The following is a 21,283-nucleotide window of genomic DNA, read 5'->3' on the forward strand; positions in this document are numbered from 1 at the left end:
TCGCGCGCCGGCTTGCCCAACCACAGGCGCGAGCCCATCTCCACGCCTTCGACGATGCCGCCCATGGGCGCGTGGGTCAGGTACAGCGACAGGATCTCGTCCTTGCTGTAGTGCATTTCCAGCTGGATGGCGCGCCAGGCCTGCCGCAGCTTCGCCGACATCGAGCGCGAGGGCTTGCCGGCCAGTTCCGGATCGATCAACCGCGCAACCTGCATGGTCAGGGTGGAGCCGCCCGACACGATACGGCGGTTGGTGGCCCACTGCCAGCCGGCGCGCGCCATCGCCACCGGGTTGACGCCCGGGTGCCAGTAGAACCAGCGGTCCTCGTAGGTCAGTAGCGTTTCCAGATAGCGTTCGGACACCTGGTCGGGTTTGACCGGATAGCGCCAGATGCCGTCGCGGCTGGGATAGTTGCGCAGCGGCGTGCCGTCCGCGGCCACGACCACGGCGGCGCCGCCCGAATCCACGGGCGGCAAGGGATAGAGGCGGTCCAGCGTGAATAACAACGCGGCCAGCGCAAACAACGCGCTGGCCGCGAAGATTCCGCGCCGCCGCCAGCGGCGGGCGCGCGAGGCGCCCGCCACGGGGGTGGCGGCGGGGGTCAAGGACGCTTGGCGCCGCGGTCGCGGATCTCTACCGTGCTCCATTGCTCGCCTACGCCCCGGATTTCAGGCCGGTACATATCTTCGGCCACCGTCGACGGCACCGCGTAGCGGCCCGGCGTCACGACGCGCACCAGATAGAACACGTCCACCTTGCCGCGGCCCAGCGACACCGCGGCCACATAGCGGTCGTCGCGGAACTCGCGGTGCTTGATGTTGGGATCGGACATGGCTTCGGCCACGCGGCGTCCGCCGATCGTCCATTCCTGCATCTCGGGGCTTTGCGACAGGTTCAGGTTTTCGACTTCAAAACCCGCCGGCACGCGGTCCACCAGCAAGCCATCCGGAATGTTCTGGTTGGCGCTGGCCTGCACCCACACCACCAGCATATCGCCGGTCTGCAGGCTGCCGCCATCCCACGGACGGCCGTCCGGACGGTACCAGCCGCGTTTGAGCTGGATCACGTCGTTGCGCGGCGCGGGCGCGGTGGTCGGGCTGCCCTGGATGTCGTATTCGACGAACAAGGACTGGTTGCCGGTGTTCAGCAGCTGCGCGCCGGCCAGGTCGGCCGCCGACAGCGACACGGTCTGGTCGCTGGTGCCGCCGGCGAGCGCCTTGGTGGAACCGTTGACGGTCAGCGTGGCGGACCAGGGCGTGGCCTTGTCGCCGCCCAGGGCGCGGGCGGCCAGCAACAGCGACATCTGTTCCTGCGTCGACAGGTACGAACGGTTGCCCAGGCGGCTGGCCAACTGCGTCAGCAGGTTGTCCAGGCGCTCGTGGCGCAGCTCGTACTTGTCGGCGATCGCAAAGGCCAGCGCGTAGTCGCGCACGCCGCTGCCGTAGTCGCCCAGCCATTCGTCGTAATAGCCGGAGTTGCGGCGGTTGTTGAGACCGTACTCGCGCGCCACGGCCTGGTCGAGCGCGCTCTTCATGCGCCCTTCGTCGCCCATGAGCTTGAACGCAGCCGCCAGCTGGATCAGCGGCAGCGGCGAACGCGCGCGCTCCTGGTAGTTGTCGTACAGCTGGCGCACCGTGGACAGCGGCGCCTTCTTGTCGCGCGCCAGCGCCAGCGCGGCAGTGGCCAGGCCGGCGAAGCGGCGGTGGTCCTCACGCAGGATGTTGGCGTCGCTGGAATCGTAGCGTCCGGATTCGACGCCGCGCTTCAGGTTGGCCGACCAGGTGCCGAATGCGCCGGAACTCTGCTGCACCTGCTCCAGCAGCCACTGGCGCGAACGGTCCAGCGAGGCCTCGGGCACTTCGAAACCGTTGTCGCGGGCGTCCTGCATGAAGCCGACGGCGTAGGCCGTCAGCCATACGTCGCGCGAGGACGAGCTGCTCCACAGGTTGTACGAACCGACGGCATTGCGCATGCCCGCCAGGCGGCCGATCGCGCCGGCCACCTTGGCGTCACGCTCGGCCTTGGTACGCGGCTTGAGGCCGAACTGCTTGGCCGCGGCCTCATCCAGCATGACCCACGGCAGGGTCGCGCTGATGGTCTGCTCGGTGCAGCCGTAGGGATAGTTGAGCAGCCCTTCGACCAGGCGGTTGACGTTGATCGGCGGACGGTTCGAAACCGTCATGCTGACCGTGGTCGAGTCCGGATAGTAGGAAGCGATCCACGACGCCTGCGGCGCGTTGGCTTCGCCCGGATTCAGGCGCAGGCGGCGCACCTGGCGCTCGGCCGCGTAGGCCGGTTGCACCTGCAGCACGGATTCGCGCACGATGCGCACGGGCTTGCCGCCGCCCTGCCCGTCGACGGTCAGGCGCATCAGGCCCAGGCCGTACGAACCGGTGGTGGTGGCGGTGAAGCGCAACGTGGTGCGCTGCTTGTCCTTCAAGGTCACGGTCTTGACGCCGTCGACGATGGCCAGCGGGTCCAGCGCTTCCAGCTTGACCGTCACCTTCTGTTCGGCGCCGCTCAGGTTGGTCACGTCCAGCGCGATCGCTGCCTGGTCGCCCGGAGTAATGAAGCGCGGCGTGTTCAGCTCGGCCACGATAGGCGCCGCCACCACCATTTCGGTGTCGGTGCTGCCGTAGTTGTCGGGCGTGAAGGCCACCGCCATCAGGCGCAGCGTGCCGTTGAAGTCGGGCAGGTCCAGCGGGATGTCCGCCTCGCCCTGCTCGTTCAGCTTGACCGGACCGGAGAACAGGTCCACCAGCTTGACCTTCTTGGGCAGGCTCTTGCTGTCGCCGCGCATGGCGGCGTCGCCGCCCCACTTCAGCTTGCCCTTGGTGCCGTCCATTTTCTCGATCAGCTTGCCGTACATGTCCAGCAATTCGGGCGCGTAGCGGTGCTTGCCGAAGAAGTAGTCCAGCGGGTCGGGCGTCTTGTACTGATTGATATTGAGGATGCCCACGTCCACCGCCGACAGGGTCACGGTGGCCTGCTTGCCCGAAGCGCCGTCGACCTTGACGCGCACGGTCGCCTTGGTCTCGGGCACCGCCTTGGGCGGCGCCGTCAGCTTCACGTCCAGCTTGCGGTCGGCGCTGGCGATGGGCAGGAAGGTCAGGCCCAGCGCGCGCGCCGGCGTCACGCGGTCGCCCTCGCTGCCGGGACGGAACACGGCGGCTGCAATGTACAGGTCGTGGCGCTTCCAGCTCTTGTCGACCGGAATCTCGACCTGCGTGCCGGTCGCTTTCACGGCCACCCAGGTGGACCACAGCATGCGGTCGCCTTCCACGGTGATGAGCGCCTGGCCGTCATGCGGCGGCGTCAGGGTCAGCTTGACCGTGTCGCCCGGCTTGGCCGGCACGCCTTCGAGCTTCATCTGCACGCGGTCGGGACGATTGCCCATGGCGTCGGAGTCCTGCGCGTTCCAGCCCGCATAGAAGCGGTAGCGCAGGGTCTGGCCGGTTTCGGGATCGGCGATTTCCAGGCGATAGCGGCCCCACTTCACGGGCACGGTCAGCTGGGAGCGGTCGTTCAGCGCGATCTCGCGCGAATCCAGCAATTCCTCGGTTTCGGTGTAGCCGCTGTTCCAGCCGCGCTGGTCGTCGAAACGCCAGTAGTACTGGCGATCTTCACGGTACAGACGCATCTGCGCCTGCGCCAGCGGCGCAATCTTGCCCTGCGCGTCGACGCGCAGCACTTCAAAACCGGCGGGCGCGCCTTCGCGGGCCACGTCGCCGTCGAATTGCGGACGCACGGCGATCAGGCGGTCGGCGGGCCAGACGCTGCGCTCGATCGAACGCACCACCGGACGGCCGCCGGATTCCAGCAGGCTGGCCGACACCCTCACCTTCATCGGCGAACGCGTGCCGCCGGTGCGCGGATCGACCTCGAGCTGGCCGCGGCCCTTGTCGTCCAGGGCCGTTTCGGGCAGTTCCTCGAAATGGCGGCGGGCATCGTCGGCAACGTCGCCGAAGATGAAGCCAGGCCATTGCTGGGGCAGCGCAAAACGGTCGCGCTTGACCTGGAAGCTGGACAGCAGGCGGTTGCCGGCGGCGGGCGCGCCGTAGAGATAATCGCCCTGCACGTCCACGGTCAGCGTTTCCTCCGGCGACAGCACCTCCTGGTCGGAGGTCAGCGCCATCTTCATGCGCTCGGGCAGGAATTCCTCGACCTGGAACTTCCAGGACGCGTCCGGCGCGCGCGACGCGGGGTCCACGCGCAATTCCAGCAGCCACGTGCCGGTCTGCGCGTCCAGCGGCAGATCGATGCTGCGCTCGAGATAGCCGGGCAGATCCTTTTGGGGTTGCCACAAGGTGCTCAGCACCGTACGGCCGTCGGGGCGCTTGATGGTGGCGGTCAGGGGCGACGGCGCCAGCATGCGGCCGTCCAGGTCGCGCGGCAGGACCGAGACGTTGAAGGTTTCGCCGGGGCGGTACAGGTTGCGGCCGGCGTAGACGAACAGGTTGTTGGGGCGGGAAACATGGCCGCCGGTGTCGAATTCGGACAGGTCGAGGGCGGGTTCGCCCAGGGCCAGCACCGTCATTTCCTTGTCGCGCGAGGCGCGGATGACGCGCGCATTGGCGAAACTGCCGTCAAAGCGGACATGGCCCTGGCCGTCGGCCGCGGCCTTGGCCAGCGACTTGCCTGCGCCGTCCACCAGTTCGAACACGGCGCCCGAGATGGCGGTGCCGCTCTTCAGGGATACCGAATAGGCTTCGATGCGGTCGCTGTAGCGGCGCGCGTGCAGGCCGATGTCGCTGACGTAGAAATACGTCACCTGGTACTCGTAGCGGAAACGGCCGGGCTGGCTCATCACCGCGATGTAGATGCCGGGCTCCTGGAGTTCCTTGATGCCTTCGACCGGCAGGAACGTGACATGGCGGCGGTTGGGCTTGTCGTCGGTAACGAAACGGCCTTGATAGACGCTGGTCGTCAGCGAGTTCAGGCGGTCCAGGTCCCAGTTGCTGACCGAGCCCTTCAGGCTGCGGTTGTCGGAATAGCGCCAGTTGTCCTCTTCGTCGCCGCTGTCTTCCTCTTCTCCGGAGCCGGTGCTGCGGCCGATGCCCAGCACGGTGTCGAACAGTTCAGGCACGCGCTCAGGCGATACGCGCAGGAACTGCACGTCCACTTCGGAGACGTTCACCGTGGCCACGGGCAGGCCGCCATTCTGGCCGGCCGGCAGCACCACGCCGCGGCTGGCGAAATAGAACGACGGCGGCATGGCCTGCGTGTTCACCTCGCAATTCGACGCTTCCGCCAGCTTGATGCCGCCCGCGCCGGGCAGCCCGGCACGCACGGAGATCGCGTAGGAACGCTGCGGTTGCACGTAGGGGAAATAGACCATGCGGGGGTTGTCGCCCACCACCCAGTTGCCCTTCAGGATCTTGCCCTTGGGCGCCGAGTCGCCCGGCCGGACCGAGGCGGGCTGGTCGCCGTTGCTGGCGGCCGATTCGCTGTCCTTGTCGGAAGCCGAGCCCGTGTCCGTCACTTGCAGATAGCTGTCCAGGTCGGACTTGGCGTCCACCGGCTGCGTGAAGGTCACCGCCAGCGCCAGCGTATCGTTGTACTGGCGCGGCTGGCAGGAAAGCGCGGCAAACGGGTCGGCCGCGCCGACCACCGCGCTGGCGGGCAATGCCGGCTTGGCATCGCCGCCACCCGCCGTGGCCGCAGGCTGCGACACGACGGCTGGCGCCGGATTGGCGGGCTGACGCTCCTTGCCCATCCACCAGCCCACGCCGATGGCGCCGGCCAATACAACGACCCCGGCTGTCGCCAGCCAGGCCTTGCTTATCTTTCCACTCACGGTAAATCTCCCGCTTACTCAAATGCAGACGCACCGCTCCTAAGCGGCGGAGCTGCCGACCTGATCATTCCGCGCGCTTCTCGGGTACGCGGATACTGCCTATCAAAACAAAATAACCGGACAACACAACGCCGCCATGACAGGCGGCGCATTGATTCTGGGGTTCAGACGGGTTCCATCACGCATTGCAGGGGGTGCTGGCGCGCCCGCGCGTATTGGGCCACTTGCGCAATGCGCGTGGCGGCGAGGTCCCGGGGATAAACCCCGCATACACCACGCCCTTCGTGATGCACCTGCAACATGATCCTCGTAGCCTCTTCGTGATTCTTATTGAAGAACTTTTGCAGTACTTTCACGACGAACTCCATTGGGGTGTAGTCGTCGTTCAGCAGCAGGACCTGGTACATCGGAGGCGGCGCGGCGCGCGCCGGAGCCTTCTCGACGGCCAAATCATGCTGGGTATCCAAGGTAGAACTCATAGGGCCGCTATTCTATTTAAACGGGGGACGGCTAGCGTGTAACTTACGGAAAATTACACGTAGAAATGCGTAGTTTCCATACTTGACGCCGCAAAGAAAAGCGGCGCATTATCCACGCATTCTGGGGTTTTCAAAGCACCGAAAATCTGCCAGGAAGCCGGAGGGGGGACAGGGGTCTAGGCCGCGATGCCCTTCGTCAACATACGATTCAATGAGGCAGTCCGCATGTCTGATACGACCGCAACCGCCGTCCAAGGGGACAATCCCAAATCGACGGGCACCGTCAAATGGTTCAACGATGCAAAGGGGTTCGGCTTCATTACGCCCGACGACGGCGGTGAAGATCTGTTCGCCCATTTTTCGTCCATCCAGATGAATGGTTTTAAAACCCTGAAAGAAGGCCAGAAAGTGGCCTTCGAGATTATTCAGGGGCCCAAAGGCAAACAGGCGCTTAATATCACGGCTGCCTGAGTTACCCTTAAAGCGCAACGGTAAGGTTGCGCCATTATTCAGGCGGGGCTTTCGGGCCCCGCCTTGTTATTTTTCATTCATTGCGCCAGGTCATGCCCAAGAACGCCGTTTTAAATCCTGTCAGCCTCACGTTGTTCAAGACAGCGTTCTTCAGAAACCTCCTGCCGAAAGCCCTGGCTCCCGCCCTGGCAGCCATCGCAATGGCGCTGCCCGCAGCGGCCGGCGCGCAGCAGACAGGCCCGCAAGCCCCGCTACCCACCACCCAGCTTTCGGCCGGCATCCATATTATCCGCGCAGAAGTCGCGAACACGGAAGCGACCCGCCGCGACGGCCTGATGTTCCGCAAGGAGCTGCCCGGCAACGACGGCATGCTGTTCGTCTTCGAACAGCCCGACGTGCAGTGCTTCTGGATGCGCAACACCATCCTGCCGCTCTCGATTGCCTTTATCGCCGACGATGGCACGATCGTCAACATTGAGGACATGGCGCCACAGACCGAAGACCCGCACTGCGCCAAGAAGCCCGTGCGCTACGCATTGGAGATGGCTCAGGGCTGGTTCGAACGGCACGGCATCCAGGCCGGCAAGAAACTGGACGGCCTGCCCTGAGGCAAGCCTGCCGGCAGACATGAAAAGGGAGCCTTGCAGGCTCCCTTTTCGTTCCAGCGCGCAGCGTAGCCGCTGCGCGCCAGGCGATTACACGCGTTCGATGATCAGCGCGATGCCCTGGCCCACGCCGATGCACATGGTGCACAGCGCGTAGCGGCCGCCGGTGCGGTGCAGCTGATTGATTGCGGTGGTGGCCAGGCGTGCGCCGCTGGCGCCCAGCGGGTGGCCCAGGGCGATCGCGCCGCCGTTGGGGTTCACGCGCGGGTCGTTGTCGGCGATGCCCAGCTGGCGCAGCACGGCCAGGCCCTGGGCGGCAAACGCCTCGTTCAGTTCGATGACGTCCATTTGCGCAAGCGTGAGGCCGGTCTGGGCCAGCACCTTCAGCGTGGCGGGCGCCGGGCCGATGCCCATGATGCGCGGCGCGACGCCGGCCGTGGCCATGCCGACCACGCGGGCGCGCGGGGTCAGGCCATGGCGGGCGGCGCCCTTTTCGTCGGCCAGCAGCAGCGCTGCGGCGCCGTCGTTGACGCCCGAGGCGTTGCCGGCGGTGACGGTGCCGCCTTCGCGGACCACGCCCTTCAGCTTGGCCAGCGCTTCCAGCGTGGTTTCACGCGGGTGCTCATCCTTGCTGACGATGATCGGGTCGCCCTTTTTCTGGGCAATCGACACCGGCACGATCTCGGCGTCGAAGAAGCCTTCCTTCTGTGCGCGCGCGGTCTTCTGCTGGCTGGCCAGCGCGAACAGATCTTGGTCTTCGCGGTTGATCTTGAAATCGTCGGCGACGTTCTCGGCCGTTTCGGGCATCGAGTCCACGCCGTATTGCGCCTTCATCAGCTTGTTGATGAAGCGCCAGCCGATGGTGGTGTCATAGATGGCGGCGTTGCGCGAAAACGCGCTGTCGGCCTTGCCCATGACGAAGGGCGCGCGGCTCATGCTTTCCACGCCGCCGGCCAGCATCAGGCCGGCTTCGCCGGCGCGGATGGCGCGGGCGGCGCCGCCGATGGCGTCCAGGCCCGAACCGCACAGGCGGTTGACGGTGGCGCCGGGGACTTCGATCGGCAGGCCGGCCAACAGCGTGGCCATGCGGGCCACGTTGCGGTTGTCTTCGCCCGCCTGGTTGGCGCAACCCATGATGGCGTCGTCCAGTTCTTCCCAGCGCACGCCGGGATTGCGCGCCACCAGCGCCTTGATGGCTACGGCAGCGAGATCATCGGGGCGCACGGAAGCCAGCGCGCCGCCGTAGCGGCCGAAGGGGGTGCGGATCGCATCACAAATGAAAGCATGCACGGTCATGGGAAGCTCGAAGTCAGTGAGAAAAAATCCGGATCGGCCGATCTTAACGCAGCGCTTTCGCGCCAAGTTGGTGCGCACGCGGGATGTCCGCTGCACGGACAGTGTCCAACGGCTGTTCACCACCCCGGTGCGCGCCGCGTGCACCGCGGCAAGGCGCGGATCTGGCCTGCGGACTCACGCCGCAGGCGGCCTGGCGGCACGCCCGGCGTCGACGATGGCCTGCCTGCGGAAACGCCCGGCGGCCATGTGATAGAACGGTTGCGGGCAGAATTGGCGCGACACGCCCGAGGCCAGCAGGGAGCCCACCAGCAGCCAGAACAGCATGGGCTGGCTGCCCGTCATTTCCATGACCACCACGCTGGCGGTCAGTGGCGCCTGGGTCGCGGCGGCCAGGAAGGCGGCCATCGAAATCAGCACCAGCACGCGGTGATCCACGCCCTCTCCCGCCAATTGCCAGATGTGATGGCCGATGCCCGCCCCGGTGGTCAGGGCCGGCGTGAAGATGCCGCCCGGTATGCCCGCCCAATAGGAGGCGACCGTCGCGGCCAGCTTGGCCAGGCCGAAGCTGGCGGGCGCGGTGTCCTTGCCCGACAACAGATCCGCGGCCACGCCATACCCCGTGCCGTAGACGCTGCCGGCAGTAGCCAGCCCGATCACGGCCAGGATCAGGCCCATGATGAAGGCCGTCCAGATCGGATGGGCGCGGATCCAGGCGCGCCAGGACTGGGGCGCGCTACCGGCCGCCCCCTTGCCCAGCAGGCGCGCGAATATGCCGCCCAGCGCGCCATTGAGCGCCGCGCAGATGGCCACCCACATCACCATGCCATGGGTCAGCGGCGCGCCGCCGAACACGCCGAAGTACGGGTTGTTGCCCACCACGGCCACGACCAGGAAGCCCGAGGCCAGCACGCCGATCAGCACCAGCCGTTGCCAGCGCAGCACGGTGCCGCGCCCGAGTTCCTCGATGGCGAAAATGACGCCGGCCAGCGGCGCGTTGAAAGCGGCGGCCAGGCCGCCCGCGGCGCCGGCGGCGATCAGTTCATTGGCGTGAAAGCCGCGCAGCTGCACGCCGCGCCGTTTCCAGAAGTCGCCCCAGGCCAGCATCAGCGCGGCGCCAACCTGGACCGACGGCCCTTCGCGGCCGATCGAGGCGCCGGCCAGCATGCCGCCGAACGCGAGAGGAATTTTCCAGAGGGTCTGCCCCAGCGCCACCAGGCTGTTCTGGCTGGCGCCCGGCGGCAGCGACAAGGCGCCGATGACCTGGGGAATGCCGCTGCCGGACGCATTGGGCGCAAAGCGCAGGGTCAGCCAGCGCAAGGCCGCCAGGCTCAGCGGCAGGACCAACAAGGCCAGCCAGCCGTTGTAGGCGACCCACTCGCGGTTCCATTCCAGCGCCTTGTCGGCCAGATAGGCGAAGCCCAGCGACATCAGCGCCACCAGGCCGGCGCCCCCCAGCAGCAGCCCCATCTGCACGCTCTTGCGCGACAGGCGGTTGATCTGGCGCACCTTGCGATGCGCCCATCGGCGCGGGCCGGCCAGCAGCCGGCGTAGGGGGTCGGGCAGGTTCATGGGCGAAGCCGGCGCGGTTGAAGGTGGCTAACCTTACCACTCCCACCTGACCGGCAGCCCACAGCGCGGGATCAGAAGGTCGACCAGTCGTCGTCCGAGGCCTGCGCCAGCGCGGGACGCGCCGCGGGCGCGGCCGTCTTGCGCGGCGCCGCGGGCACCGCCTGCACCAGACGGACCTGGGCTTCGCGCGCCGATCCGCCGCCTGCTTCGACCTTGAAGCGGCGCACTTCCTGGGCCAGGCGGGTGGCCTGTTCCTGCATGCTGGCCGCCGCGGCGGCCGCCTCTTCCACCAATGCCGCGTTCTGCTGGGTCACGGTGTCCATCTGAGCCACGGCCTGGTTGACCTGGCCGATGCCGGCGGATTGCTCTTCCGAAGCGCTGGCGATTTCGCGCACCAGCGTGGCGACCTGGCGCACGCTGTCCACCACTTCGCGCATGGTGCGGCCAGCTTCGTCGACCTGGCGCGTGCCGCCCTCGACGCGCGTGACCGACTCATCGATCAAGGCCTTGATCTCCTTCGCGGCCACCGCCGAGCGCTGCGCCAGCGTGCGCACCTCGCCCGCGACCACCGCGAAGCCGCGGCCCTGCTCGCCCGCGCGCGCCGCTTCCACGGCGGCGTTGAGCGCCAGGATGTTGGTCTGGAAGGCGATGCCGTCGATCACGCCCGTGATGTCGGCGATGCGGCGCGAGCTGTCGGAAATCGCGCTCATGGTCTGGACCACGCCCTCCACCACTTCGCCGCCGCGCACGGCCACGCTGGAAGCCTGGTTGACCAGGCGGTCAGCTTCGCTGGCGTTGTTGGCGTTCTGCTGGACGGTGCTGGTCAGTTGCTCCATCGAGGCCGCGGTCTCCTCCAGCGACGAGGCCTGTTCCTCGGTGCGTTGCGACAGATCGGCGTTGCCCTGGGCGATCTGCGAAGACGCCGAGGCGATGCTCTCACAGCCGTCGCGCACGTCCTTGACGATGCGCGCGAGGCTCGCGTTCATGGTCTTGAGCGCGCCCATCAGGTCGCCGGTTTCGTCGCGCGTGGCAACCTGGATGTCGGTCGTCAGATCGCCGGCCGCGACCTGGCGCGCGGCCATCACGGCCTGTTCCAGCGGACGCACGATGCCGCGCGTCACCAGCCAGCCCAGCAGCATGCCGATCGCGACGCCGGCCACGGCGAGGACGATCATGACGGCGCGCAGCGTTTCATACAGGTCCGTGCCCGCCTGCACGCTTTGCGCCGCGACGTTTTCCTTGGCCTTCGCCAGGGTCGTCATCAGATCATCCAGCTTTTGCGACGAGGCGATCACGCGCGCCTCGATCGCGGCCACTTGCGGGTCGGCCTGGGTCAGCGGCCGGGCCTGGGCGGCGGCGAAGAAAGCGGCGGATTCGCGCTTCCAGACCTGCTCGGTCTCGGTGAACTGTGCCAGCAGGCGCTTGCCCTCTTCCGAATAGAAGTTGGCGGCGGCCTTTTCGCGCAAGTCATCCATGGTTGCAACGGCGTCGTCGAACTGCTTGCGCAGCGACTGGCGTTCCTGGTCCGTGGACGCGGCCAGGTAGCCCGTGCGGGCGCGGCCAGCGTAGATCAGATTGATGTTGGCTTCCTTGATGTCCGAGATGCCGCGCAGCTCGGTGTCGTAAAGCCGGTCATTCATTTCATTGATGCGCGCCAGGCCCCAGACCCCAAAGCCTCCTATCGCACCGCCTATCACCGCCACCAGCAAAAACGCGCCCGACAGGCGCGCGCCGATGCGCAAACCCGAAAATAACCGCAACATGCTTCCCTTCCCTGTAAGTACCACGGTTTATCGCGGGCATGCCGCGGCCGTGGACCCCGTGGTTCAGTCGCCGACCGGGGCCAACGATAGTGGTTGGCAAACCTAGGGATTACCCGGAAGAAAAGCCGGTTTGTTCGTTATTTCCCCGCAATGAATTCGACAATCGACAGGGATTTCGCAGGCTGAATTTTTCCTGAACAAAAAAGAAAACCCCACGCTCGCGCGAGGGGTTGCTCAGCAGGAGCCGCGACGCTGACGCCGCGGCGGGCCTGGCTTTGCCTATCAGGCGAAGTTCTTGGCCGCGAATTCCCAGTTCACCAGCGCCCAGAAGTTTTCCAGGTACTTGGGACGGGCATTGCGGTAGTCGATGTAGTAGGCGTGTTCCCACACATCACAGGTGAGCAGCGGCTTGTCGGCCGTGGTCAGCGGGGTGGCGGCGTTGCTGGTGTTGACGATGTCGACCGAGCCGTCGGCCTTCTTGACCAGCCAGGTCCAGCCCGAACCGAAGTTGCCGGCGGCCGACTTGTTGAAGGCTTCCTTGAAAGCGTCGAAGCTGCCCCACTTGGCGTTGATGGCGTCAGCCAGCTTGCCGGTCGGAGCGCCACCGGCCTTGGGAGCCAGGCTGTTCCAGTAGAACGTGTGGTTCCAGATCTGGGCGGCGTTGTTGAAAATGCCACCCGAGGACTTCTTGACGATGTCTTCCAGCGACAGCGTTTCGAATTCCGTACCCGGGATCAGGTTGTTCAGGTTCGTGACGTAGGTCTGGTGATGCTTGCCGTAGTGGAACTCCAGCGTTTCCTTGGAGATGTGCGGAGCCAGTGCGTCCAGTTCGTAAGGCAGGGGGGGAAGAGTATGTGCCATGTGAGGTTCCTTCTGTTGAGTGCACGATCAAGCCGTTCAATTGTATCGGCAACTACTGAGGATACCGCGTTAACCCCCCGCCCGCGCGGGGTTAAGGGACGCATCTGCTCATTACCTGAAGCATGTGCTCATGGCAGCGGCCTCAAGGGCGCGTGACCGCCCTCTTTCAGGAAGCCTCGCGCGTCTCGCGGCTGCGCGTGACCGCGACTTCGGCGCCGCCTTGCGCGAAGCTCAGGTCCAGCGCCTGCCCCGCCGTCAGCGCGGCCCCGTCCCGCACGATGCGGCCTTGTTCGTCGCGCGCGATGGCGTAGCCGCGGGCCAGCGTGTTGCCCGGATCCAGCGCGCGCAATTGCGCCGTGGCAGACGCCAGCCGGTTGCGCCGCTGCACCAGCAACCGCGCATGCGCCTGGCCAAGCTGGCGCGCCGCGCCCGTCAGGCGGTCGGCGGCGCGGCCGGTATCGGGCACGCGATGCGCCAGGCGCTGCGTCAGCAGGTTGACGCGCGCCGCGCGCCGCTCCTGGGGGCCGGACCAGGCGGTCGCCAAACGGAAGCGCAGGCTGTTCAGGCGCTCGCGCTGATGCTCCAGACGCTGGGCCGGGGACACCAATTGCGCGGCGGCGCGGTCCAGCCGCTGCGCCGCGCGTTCCAGGCGGCGCTGCTGGCCGCGCGTCATGGCCTCTGCCGCCTGCATGACCCGGCCCAGCAGTTCCGAACGCGGCACGCAGGCCAGTTCGGCGGCCGCGGTCGGTGTGGGCGCACGCACGTCGGCAACGAAATCGACGATGGTGAAATCCGTTTCGTGCCCCACCCCGCTGATGACGGGAATGGCGCTGGCCGCGACTTCGCGGGCCAAGGCTTCGTCGTTGAAACTCCAAAGATCCTCGATGCTGCCGCCGCCACGCACCAGCAGCAGCGTATCGACCTCGGCGCGCTGGTTGGCCATGCGCACCTGGGCGGCCAGCCGTCCGGCGGCGTCCGCCCCCTGGACCGGCGCCGGGTAGATGAACACGGGCACCTGGGGCGCGCGCCGCGCGAGCGCCGACAGCACGTCCCGCAGCGCCGCGGCATGCAGGGACGTCACCACGCCGATCGCCCGCGGCAGGCGCACGGGTTCGCGCTTGGCGGCCGGATCGAACAGGCCTTCGGAAGCCAGTTGCTCCTTCAGGCGCAAAAACGCCTCGTACAGATTGCCTAGTCCGGCCCGCCGCATGGCGTCAGCCTGCAGCTGATAGTCGCCGCGGGGCTCGTAAAGGGACACGCGGGCCCGGATTTCGACCTGGTCGCCGGCGCGCGGCGTGAAACCCACCGCACTGGCGCGGCTTCTGAACATGACTGCCCGCACCGAGGCCCGGCTGTCCTTGAGCGTGAAGTACCAATGCCCGGAAGCCGCCGCCGTGAAGTTGGAAATCTCTCCGCGCACCCACAGCGCCGGGATGCTGCGCTCCAACAACTGCCCCACAGCTTGATTCAGCTGGGCAACCGTCAGGATATCCCGCGCGAATACGTTGTTTGTGACTGTAGATTCAATTGTCATGGGGCTTTCCGATGCATACCTGTCCACAGGAGCCGCGTAGCGGGCCGCAATCATACCGCGTCCCAGCAGATTTCCCCCAACCGGCCCGAAAGCCAGCAAATTAGAACCAAGTCATTGTTTTTTATAAGAATTTATTGAAATCCAAGCTGCTCGAAATTGAAGCAAACAAGTGCAAGCCCTGTGCCCACAAGCAATTCCGGGAAGTTTTGCACAGAATTATCCACAAGATCTGTGGATAGATTGGGGGTCGTACCGACTTGCCACACCCCCGCCGCACCGTTACAGTTTCGGCTTGATCAGATGCCGGTCCGCGCCGCCTTGCGTACCGGTTCCCCCCGGGAGTTGAACGCTTTGCTTTCCATACTGCGCGAGGCCGGCTGGCCGATCTGGCCCCTGCTGGCGACATCCGTCCTGGGCCTGGCGCTGATCTTCGAGCGCTTCCTCTCCCTGCGCCGCGGCCTGGTCATGCCGCGCGGCCTGAGCGACCAAGTGGCTGAAATGCTGCGCAACCGCCAGGACACGCCCGACGCGATCAACCGCCTCGAGCGCAACTCGCCGCTGGGCCGGATCCTGGCCGAAGTGATGCGTCACCGTCATCTGCCGCGCGAGGAACTGCGCAACGTGGTCGAGGACACCGGCCGCGCCGTCGCCCACGACCTCAGCCGCTACATCTCCGCCATCGGCACCATCGCCGTGGTCGCGCCCCTGATGGGTCTGTTCGGCACCGTGGTCGGCATGATCGAGATCTTCGGCTCCTACACACCCGGCGGCGGCGATCCCGCGCAACTGGCGCGCGGCATCTCGATGGCACTGTACAACACCGGCTTCGGCATCCTCATCGCCATTCCCGCCATGATCGCGCACCGCTATCTGCGCGGCCGCGTGGACGGCTACCTCAGCGCCATGGAGCAGACCGCGTCGCGCCTGGTGCGCGCGGTCGCCCCCGGCTCCGCCACGCGCGAGGGCCGTTCATGAATTTCCGCGGCCCCCGCGGCGAGCGCGATGAGCTGGACATCAACCTGATTCCGCTCATCGACGTGCTGCTGGTCATCCTGATCTTCCTGGCGGCAACCACTTCCTTCGCGCGCTTCACCCAGCTGAAGGTGACGCTGCCCCAGGCCTCGATGGAACAGGACACGCCTCCGGCGCTGGAAGTCGCCGTCAGCCAGGACGGGCGCTACGCGCTCAACGGCACGCTCATCGACGTCTCCACGCCCCCCGAGATCGCCGAGGTCCTGCGCCAGGCCGCGGCCGGCAAGACCGAACCGCTGGTCGTCATCAACGCCGACGCCCAGGCCACCCACCAGTCCGTGATCAACGTCATGGAAGCCGCCCGGCTGGCTGGCATCGGCCGCGTCAACTTCGCCGCGCAGACCACCCGGTGACCGCCAAGCGTGCCTCGACGCTGCTGGCGCGCCAATGGCAGCGCGGCGGCTGGCTCTCCAATCTGCTGCTGCCGCTGTCCAGGCTGACCGCCTGGGAAGTGGCGCGCAAGCGCCAGCGCTACCTGGACGGTACCCGCAGCTCGTACCGCGCCCCGGTTCCCGTCGTGGTGATCGGCAATGTCTACGTCGGCGGCACGGGCAAGACCCCCATGGTCATCGCCACCGTCGAAGCGTTGCGGGCCCGCGGCTACACCCCCGGGGTCGTCAGCCGCGGCTACGGCGTCAAGGTCGGCCCGCACGCCCGCGTAGGGCTGGGCGAGCTCGAAGCCGCCCGCTTTGGCGATGAGCCCGCGCTGATCGCCCGCGCCACCGGGGCGCCGGTTTCCGTGCACCCGAAGCGCGCCCTGGCCGCCCAGGCCCTGCTGCAGGCGCACCCCAAAGTGGATGTGATCGTCTCGGACGACGGCCTGCAGCATCTGGCGCTGGCACGCGATGTCGAAATCGTGGTGCAGGACGAGCGCGGCGTGGGCAACGGCCGCCTGCTGCCCGCGGGCCCCTTGCGCGAGCCTGCCGAACGGTTGCGGGAGGTCGACGTGGTCGTGACGAACATCGGCACGCCTGACGGCCAGCCGCAAGCCGCTGGCAGCGGCCGGCCGCGGCAAGTCCGCATGTGGCTGGAGCCGGGCGATACGCGCCAGGTCTCGGGCCGCGGCACGCGCCCCCTGGCGGCCTTCGCCGGCCAGCCGCGCATCGCTGCGGCGGCGGGCATCGGCAATCCGGAACGCTTTTTCACCACGCTGCGCGGCGCCGGCATCCAGCTGGAAACCGCGCTCGCCCTGCCCGATCATCACGATTACGCCGAGTCGCCCTTCCAGGCGCTCACGGCCGAGGCCATCCTGGTCACGTCCAAGGACGCGATCAAATGCGCCGCCCTGGACGATCCGCGCCTGTGGGAAGTGCCCGTGCGCGCCGGCTTTTCCGACCCCCAGCTATTCGACTGGCTGGCGCAGGCGCTGCGCCAGCCGGCCCGGGCCTAGCAAACCGTCCGCCTGGTAGCGCCGCGCGGCCCGGCCCCCGGCAAACTGCTTTAGAATTCCGGTCATGGAATCCCGCCTACTCGACATCCTCGTCTGCCCGCTGTGCAAGGGCCGCCTCGAACACGACCGGCAGCAAGCCGAACTGGTTTGCCGTGCCGACCGCCTGGCCTTCCCTGTGCGCGACGGCATCCCCGTCATGCTGGAATCGGAAGCCCGCGCGCTGGACGACGCCCCCGCTGCCCACTGAACCGCCGCGCATGAGCTTCATCGCCCTGATCCCGGCGCGCACCGCCTCGACCCGGTTGCCCGACAAGCCGCTGGCCGACATCGCCGGCAAGCCCATGGTCGTGCGCACCGCCGAACGCGCGGCGCTGTCCGGCGCCTCCCGCGTCTATGTGGCCACCGACGACGTCCGCGTGCAACAGGCTGCGCAGGCGCACGGGCTGCAGGCGCTGATGACCCGCGCCGACCACCCGACCGGCACCGACCGCCTGGCCGAAGCCGTGGAGCAGCTGGGCCTGCCCGACGACGCCATCGTGGTCAATGTGCAGGGCGACGAACCCCTTATCGAACCCGAACTCATCGATGCCGTGGCGGCCAAGCTGCAAGCCAGCCCCGAGGCAGACATCGCGACCTGCGCCTGTCCCCTGGCCAACGCCGAAGCGCTGTTCAACCCCAACGTGGTGAAGCTGGTCTGCGCCGTGAACGACCGCGCGCTGTACTTTTCACGCGCCCCGATCCCCTGGGCCCGCGATGCGCTCGCCTCCGGCGAACGCGTGCTGGCGGAAGGCCTGCCGGCCTGGCACCACATCGGCCTGTACGCGTACCGGGTGTCGTTCCTGCGCCGCTATCCGGCCCTGCCGCAGGGCGCGCTGGAACGTTTCGAATCCCTGGAACAGCTGCGCGCCATGGAACACGGCCACGTCATCGTCGTCCATCGGGCGTCCCACCCTCCTGCCGCAGGCGTAGATACCCCGGCGGATCTGGAACGCGTCCGACAGGTCTACAGCAAGCAGATATAAGGGTTATTTCCTATGGCGCGGCTCCGCATCGGCTGCTGCATTGCGGCATAATTCCCCGGATCACAAAAAATACACCCCTTCAGGAGCACTCATGCGTCTCATCTTGCTCGGACCTCCCGGCGCCGGCAAAGGCACCCAGGCCGCGTTTCTCACCCAACACTTCGGCATCCCCCAGATTTCCACCGGCGACATGCTGCGCGCCGCGGTCAAAGCGGGCACGCCGTTGGGCATTGAAGCCAAAAAGGTCATGGATGCCGGCGGTCTGGTTTCCGACGAGATCATCATCGGCCTGGTGCAGGACCGTCTGAAGCAGCCCGACTGCGCCAACGGCTACCTGTTCGACGGCTTCCCCCGCACCATCCCGCAGGCGGACGCGCTCAAGAGCGCCGGCGTCAAGCTGGATTACGTGGTGGAAATCGAAGTCCCCGAAGAAGACATCATCGAACGCATGAGCGGCCGCCGCGTGCACCAGCCCAGCGGCCGCAGCTACCACGTGCGCTTCAACCCGCCCAAGGTCGAAGGCCGTGACGACGTCACCGGCGAAGAACTGATCCAGCGCGACGACGACCGCGAGGAAACCGTGCGCAACCGTCTGGCCGTGTACCGCGACCAGACCCGCCCCCTGGTCGACTACTACTCGTCCTGGGCGCAGCAGAATCCCGCCGACGCGCCGAAGTACCGCAAGATCTCCGGCGTCGGCGCGGTCGAGGAAATCAAGGCGCGCCTGTTCGCAGCCGTCCAAGGCTGATCGGCGCCTCGATGGCTCACAGGCCTTCGGCGCCGGCACCGGAACGCATCGCGTCCGGCCGGCCCCGAAGGCCTAGTCATATCCGGCGCCTGCCGCGCCGCTTTCATCCCTAGAACTCACTGGTGGTAGACACATGGAAATCGCGAACAAGGTATTCATCGTCACGGGCGGCGCGTCCGGACTGGGCGCCGGCACGGTGCGCATGCTGGTCGAAAATGGCGCCAAGGTCGTCATCGCCGACGTGCAGGACGAACCGGGCTCGGCCCTGGCCAAGGAACTGGGCCAGCGCTATGTCCACTGCGACGTGACCCAGGAAGCCGACGGCAAGAACGCCGTGGCCGCCGCGCTCGAACTGGGCTCGCTGTTCGGCCTGGTGAACTGCGCCGGCGTCGCGCCCGCCGCCAAGATCGTGGGCAAGAACGGCGCGCATCCGCTGGAACTGTTCCAGAAGGTCGTGTCGATCAACCTGATCGGCAGCTTCAACATGATGCGCCTGGCCGCCGAGGCCATGAGCGCCAACGCGCCCGAACCCACCGGCGAACGCGGCGTGCTGATCAACACCGCCTCCGTCGCGGCCTTCGACGGCCAGATCGGCCAGGCCGCCTACGCCGCCTCCAAGGCGGGCGTGGCCGGCATGACCCTGCCCATCGCGCGCGACCTGTCCAAGACCGGCATCCGCTGCATGACCATCGCCCCGGGCATCTTCGGCACGCCCATGATCTTCGGCATGCCGCAGGAAGTGCAGGACTCGCTGGCCGCCAGCATTCCCTTCCCCGCCCGCCTGGGCCGTCCGGAAGACTATGCCAAGCTGGTCCACAGCATCGTCACGAACGACATGCTCAACGGCGAAACCATCCGCCTGGATGGCGCCATCCGCATGCCGCCGAAATAATGCCCCCACGCTTCGCCCGCTACGCGGGCTCTCTGCCCCCCGAGGGGAAAAGACGCTCCGGCCTAGAGAAAAAGCGTCGGGCGAAGCGTTGTCCCACTCAAGGGGCAATGTTGGTCATGGGGCCTATCGGCCCCCTTTTTACGTAGTCATCCATGAGCCTGTTTCGTTCGGCGGCCACGGTCAGCAGCTTCACCCTGCTGTCCCGCATTTCCGGCCTGATCCGCGACATCCTGGTGGCCCGCGCTTTCGGCGCCGGCCCCATCACCGACGCCTTCTGGGTCGCTTTCCGCATTCCCAACCTGCTGCGCCGCCTGTTCGCAGAAGGGGCCTTCGCCCAGGCCTTCGTGCCCATCCTGGGCGCCGCGCGCAACAACAGGTCCGAAGCCGAAGTCCGCACCCTGCTGGACCGCGTGGCGCTGCTGCTGACCGCGGCGCTCATGCTCATCACACTCATCGGCATCGTCGCCGCGCCCTGGGTGGTATCGGCCATGGCCAGCGGCCTGCGCGGCGCCGCCCGCGACACCGAATTCGGCGCGGCGGTCTGGATGACGCGGGTGATGTTCCCCTACATCTTCTGCATGTCGCTGATCGCCTTCGCCTCGGGCGTGCTCAATACCTGGCGGCGCTTTGCCGTGCCGGCCTTCACGCCGGTGCTGCTCAACCTGGCCATGATCGCCGCCTGCATCTGGCTTGCCCCGCGCATGGACGTGCCGGTCTATGCGCTGGCCATCGGCGTCATGATCGGCGGCGTGGCGCAACTGGCCGTGCAATGGATCGCCCTGGCCCGGCTCGGCCTGACGCCGCGCTTCACCCTGCGGTTCCGCGAGGCCTGGGGCGACCCCACGGTGCAGCGCATCCTCAAGCAGATGGCGCCCGCCACCCTGGGGGTCTCGGTCGCGCAGATCTCGCTCTTGATCAACACCAACATCGCCACCTGGCTCACGCCGGGCAGCGTCACCTGGCTGTCCTTCGCCGACCGCCTGATGGAATTCCCCACGGCGCTGCTGGGCGTGGCGCTGGGCACGGTGCTGCTGCCCAGCCTGTCCGCCGCCCATGCCCGCGACGACCACGGCGGTTACAGCGGGCTGCTGGACTGGGGCCTGCGCCTGGTGCTGCTGCTGGGCCTGCCGGCGGCGGTAGGCATGGCGCTGCTGTCCGATGGCCTGGTCGCTACCCTGTTCCACTACGGCGCCTTCGCCGCCCAGGACGTGAGCCAGACCCGCCTGGCGGTGATTTCCTACTCCGCCGGGCTGATCGGTCTGCTGGCCGTGAAGATCCTGGCGCCCGGCTTCTACGCCAAGCAGGACATCCGCACGCCGGTGAAAATCGCCATCGGCGTGCTGATCATGACGCAACTGATGAACCTGGTGCTGGTGCCGCTGATGGCGCATGCCGGACTGGCCCTGGCGATCGGCCTGGGCGCCTGCCTGAACGCGCTGGCCCTGCTGATCGGACTGCGCCGCCGCGGCGTCTACCAGCCCGGTCCCGGCTGGACCGCGTTCGCGCTGCGCCTCCTGCCCGCCCTGGCGGCGCTGGCGGCCTTGCTCTGGTATGCGGACGGGCGCATCGACTGGATCGCCCTGCAGGCCCATTCCTGGCAGCGGGTGGCCTGGCTGGCCGGCGTGCTGGCAGCCAGCGGCGCGGTCTACTTCGGAATGTTGTTACTGTTTGGCTTCCGCCCTAGGGACTTTGGCCGACGTCCGGCGCGCTAAGTTCGGACAATCTGCCTATATACACGTCAAAAGCCGGTCTAGTACCGGCTTTTTTGCATTAGATTCGTCAAGAATTGACAATCAGCCGGTAATCTTTGGTAAAAAACCTTTA

The 21,283-nt window shown here is 67.1% G+C and carries 18 protein-coding genes; 10 read left to right on the forward strand and 8 right to left on the reverse strand.

Going from position 1 to position 21,283, the window contains the following annotated elements; translation table 11 throughout:
* The 3 genes from N5C88_RS07180 to clpS form a co-directional block, all read right to left on the reverse strand.
* On the reverse strand, positions 1-605 hold a 605-nt coding region (locus N5C88_RS07180; protein WP_280015041.1), incomplete at its 3' end, for a transglycosylase domain-containing protein.
* Entirely contained in the window at positions 602-5,716 is a 5,115-nt protein-coding gene (locus tag N5C88_RS07185) for an alpha-2-macroglobulin (protein WP_223283255.1), read from the reverse strand. The genes N5C88_RS07185 and N5C88_RS07180, both read right to left, overlap by 4 nt.
* Before the next feature lie 245 nt (positions 5,717-5,961).
* The gene (clpS, locus tag N5C88_RS07190; RefSeq protein WP_006383989.1) at positions 5,962-6,276 is read right to left on the reverse strand and encodes an ATP-dependent Clp protease adapter ClpS; all 315 of its coding nucleotides are present in this window, start codon (positions 6,274-6,276) and stop codon (positions 5,962-5,964) included.
* Between the two features lie 225 nt (positions 6,277-6,501).
* Between clpS and N5C88_RS07195 the strand changes: the two genes are divergently transcribed.
* Both N5C88_RS07195 and N5C88_RS07200 read left to right on the forward strand, forming a co-directional pair.
* Positions 6,502-6,747, forward strand: a complete 246-nt coding sequence (locus N5C88_RS07195) for a cold-shock protein (protein WP_006220277.1) — start codon at positions 6,502-6,504, stop codon at positions 6,745-6,747.
* A gap of 200 nt (positions 6,748-6,947) precedes the next feature.
* A complete protein-coding gene (locus N5C88_RS07200; protein ID WP_223283254.1) occupies positions 6,948-7,355 on the forward strand; it encodes a DUF192 domain-containing protein in 408 nt (135 codons plus the stop codon).
* A gap of 87 nt (positions 7,356-7,442) precedes the next feature.
* Here the strand turns inward: N5C88_RS07200 and pcaF are convergent, their stop codons facing one another.
* The 5 genes from pcaF to xseA all read right to left on the reverse strand — a co-directional run bounded on the left by pcaF (position 7,443) and on the right by xseA (position 14,375).
* A complete protein-coding gene (gene pcaF, locus N5C88_RS07205; protein ID WP_059379878.1) occupies positions 7,443-8,648 on the reverse strand; it encodes a 3-oxoadipyl-CoA thiolase in 1,206 nt (401 codons plus the stop codon).
* Between the two features lie 174 nt (positions 8,649-8,822).
* On the reverse strand, positions 8,823-10,217 hold the full coding sequence (locus N5C88_RS07210) for a chloride channel protein (RefSeq protein ID WP_059379879.1): 1,395 nt from the start codon (positions 10,215-10,217) through the stop codon (positions 8,823-8,825).
* Between the two features lie 71 nt (positions 10,218-10,288).
* On the reverse strand, positions 10,289-11,980 hold the full coding sequence (locus tag N5C88_RS07215; RefSeq protein WP_059379880.1) for a methyl-accepting chemotaxis protein: 1,692 nt from the start codon (positions 11,978-11,980) through the stop codon (positions 10,289-10,291).
* Between the two features lie 282 nt (positions 11,981-12,262).
* The gene (sodB, locus tag N5C88_RS07220) at positions 12,263-12,841 is read right to left on the reverse strand and encodes a superoxide dismutase [Fe] (protein WP_013394768.1); all 579 of its coding nucleotides are present in this window, start codon (positions 12,839-12,841) and stop codon (positions 12,263-12,265) included.
* Between the two features lie 166 nt (positions 12,842-13,007).
* Positions 13,008-14,375 (reverse strand): exodeoxyribonuclease VII large subunit, encoded by a 1,368-nt coding sequence (xseA, locus tag N5C88_RS07225; RefSeq protein WP_280015042.1) that lies wholly within the window; start codon positions 14,373-14,375, stop codon positions 13,008-13,010.
* 351 nt (positions 14,376-14,726) lie between these two features.
* On the opposite strand from xseA, the gene N5C88_RS07230 reads away from it, so the two are divergent.
* From N5C88_RS07230 to murJ, 8 genes are all read left to right on the forward strand, one after another.
* Positions 14,727-15,350, forward strand: a complete 624-nt coding sequence (locus N5C88_RS07230) for a MotA/TolQ/ExbB proton channel family protein (RefSeq protein WP_059379882.1) — start codon at positions 14,727-14,729, stop codon at positions 15,348-15,350.
* On the forward strand, positions 15,347-15,760 hold the full coding sequence (locus N5C88_RS07235) for a biopolymer transporter ExbD (RefSeq protein ID WP_059379883.1): 414 nt from the start codon (positions 15,347-15,349) through the stop codon (positions 15,758-15,760). Before N5C88_RS07230 ends, N5C88_RS07235 begins: the two co-directional genes overlap by 4 nt.
* Positions 15,757-16,797, forward strand: a complete 1,041-nt coding sequence (gene lpxK / locus N5C88_RS07240) for a tetraacyldisaccharide 4'-kinase (RefSeq protein WP_118932826.1) — start codon at positions 15,757-15,759, stop codon at positions 16,795-16,797. The genes N5C88_RS07235 and lpxK overlap by 4 nt, the downstream gene beginning before the upstream one ends.
* Before the next feature lie 64 nt (positions 16,798-16,861).
* Positions 16,862-17,044, forward strand: a complete 183-nt coding sequence (locus N5C88_RS07245) for a Trm112 family protein (protein ID WP_059379885.1) — start codon at positions 16,862-16,864, stop codon at positions 17,042-17,044.
* A gap of 10 nt (positions 17,045-17,054) precedes the next feature.
* Positions 17,055-17,819 (forward strand): 3-deoxy-manno-octulosonate cytidylyltransferase, encoded by a 765-nt coding sequence (gene kdsB, locus N5C88_RS07250; protein WP_059379886.1) that lies wholly within the window; start codon positions 17,055-17,057, stop codon positions 17,817-17,819.
* 91 nt (positions 17,820-17,910) lie between these two features.
* Complete coding sequence (gene adk, locus N5C88_RS07255; RefSeq protein WP_059379887.1) at positions 17,911-18,567, forward strand: adenylate kinase; 657 nt, start codon at positions 17,911-17,913, stop codon at positions 18,565-18,567.
* Positions 18,568-18,700: 133 nt separating this feature from the next.
* Entirely contained in the window at positions 18,701-19,459 is a 759-nt protein-coding gene (locus tag N5C88_RS07260) for a 3-hydroxyacyl-CoA dehydrogenase (RefSeq protein WP_059379888.1), read from the forward strand.
* A 152-nt stretch (positions 19,460-19,611) separates the two neighbouring features.
* Positions 19,612-21,171 carry a murein biosynthesis integral membrane protein MurJ gene (murJ, locus tag N5C88_RS07265; RefSeq protein ID WP_059379889.1) on the forward strand — a complete coding sequence of 520 codons (1,560 nt, stop codon included), beginning with the start codon at positions 19,612-19,614 and terminating at the stop codon, positions 21,169-21,171.
* The last annotated feature ends 112 nt before the right edge of the window (positions 21,172-21,283 follow it).

Origin of the sequence: Achromobacter sp. GD03932, from assembly GCF_029839485.1 — a bacterium.
Taxonomy (GTDB): Bacteria; Pseudomonadota; Gammaproteobacteria; order Burkholderiales; family Burkholderiaceae_B; genus Achromobacter; species Achromobacter bronchisepticus_A.

Coding starts and splice junctions, on each gene's coding strand:
- adk (WP_059379887.1), top strand. CDS start 17,911: ATGCGTCTCATCTTGCTCGGACCTCCCGGCGCCGGCAAAGGCACCCAG.
- kdsB (WP_059379886.1), top strand. CDS start 17,055: ATGAGCTTCATCGCCCTGATCCCGGCGCGCACCGCCTCGACCCGGTTG.
- N5C88_RS07210 (WP_059379879.1), bottom strand. CDS start 10,217: ATGAACCTGCCCGACCCCCTACGCCGGCTGCTGGCCGGCCCGCGCCGA.
- N5C88_RS07185 (WP_223283255.1), bottom strand. CDS start 5,716: ATGGGCAAGGAGCGTCAGCCCGCCAATCCGGCGCCAGCCGTCGTGTCG.
- N5C88_RS07245 (WP_059379885.1), top strand. CDS start 16,862: ATGGAATCCCGCCTACTCGACATCCTCGTCTGCCCGCTGTGCAAGGGC.
- N5C88_RS07215 (WP_059379880.1), bottom strand. CDS start 11,980: ATGTTGCGGTTATTTTCGGGTTTGCGCATCGGCGCGCGCCTGTCGGGC.
- pcaF (WP_059379878.1), bottom strand. CDS start 8,648: ATGACCGTGCATGCTTTCATTTGTGATGCGATCCGCACCCCCTTCGGC.
- xseA (WP_280015042.1), bottom strand. CDS start 14,375: ATGACAATTGAATCTACAGTCACAAACAACGTATTCGCGCGGGATATC.
- clpS (WP_006383989.1), bottom strand. CDS start 6,276: ATGAGTTCTACCTTGGATACCCAGCATGATTTGGCCGTCGAGAAGGCT.
- N5C88_RS07195 (WP_006220277.1), top strand. CDS start 6,502: ATGTCTGATACGACCGCAACCGCCGTCCAAGGGGACAATCCCAAATCG.
- N5C88_RS07235 (WP_059379883.1), top strand. CDS start 15,347: ATGAATTTCCGCGGCCCCCGCGGCGAGCGCGATGAGCTGGACATCAAC.
- N5C88_RS07200 (WP_223283254.1), top strand. CDS start 6,948: ATGGCGCTGCCCGCAGCGGCCGGCGCGCAGCAGACAGGCCCGCAAGCC.
- murJ (WP_059379889.1), top strand. CDS start 19,612: ATGAGCCTGTTTCGTTCGGCGGCCACGGTCAGCAGCTTCACCCTGCTG.
- sodB (WP_013394768.1), bottom strand. CDS start 12,841: ATGGCACATACTCTTCCCCCCCTGCCTTACGAACTGGACGCACTGGCT.
- N5C88_RS07260 (WP_059379888.1), top strand. CDS start 18,701: ATGGAAATCGCGAACAAGGTATTCATCGTCACGGGCGGCGCGTCCGGA.